The 407-nt window shown below is 38.6% G+C and carries 1 protein-coding gene; it reads left to right on the top strand.

Annotation, left to right across the window (positions count from 1 at the left end; all coding sequences use genetic code 11):
• Window positions 1-407 (top strand): DEAD/DEAH box helicase (locus tag B4237_RS04495; RefSeq protein WP_286941649.1); only part of this gene is annotated, 407 nt, incomplete at both ends.

Here is a 407-nt window from a genome sequence, read left to right as displayed (position 1 = left end):
GCACAAACAGGTACAGGTAAAACTGCAGCTTTTTTAATTAGTGTGATCAATGATTTATTGAATAACCCAGTTCAAGATCAGCGCTTCCGTGGAGAGCCGCGTGCTTTAATTTTAGCGCCAACCCGTGAATTGGCACTACAAATTGAAAGTGATGCAAAAGCATTAACCAAATTTTCAGACTTACATCTCGTAACATTGTTAGGTGGTGTAGATTTTGATAAACAAAAGAAAATGTTAGATCGTAACTTTGTTGACATTATAGTGGCGACACCGGGGCGTCTAATTGATTTCGTTGAGCAAAAAGAAGTTTGGTTGGATCGAATTGAATTTTTGGTGATTGATGAAGCTGACCGATTGCTTGATATGGGTTTTATTCCGTCAGTAAAACGAATCGTTCGTTATTCGCC

The sequence above is a fragment of the Acinetobacter sp. UBA6526 genome (assembly GCF_002434875.1).
GTDB classification, from domain to species: domain Bacteria; phylum Pseudomonadota; class Gammaproteobacteria; order Pseudomonadales; family Moraxellaceae; genus Acinetobacter; species Acinetobacter venetianus.
Note: the sequence above shows the minus strand (reverse complement) of the source record. Positions and strands in the feature narration are given on the sequence as shown.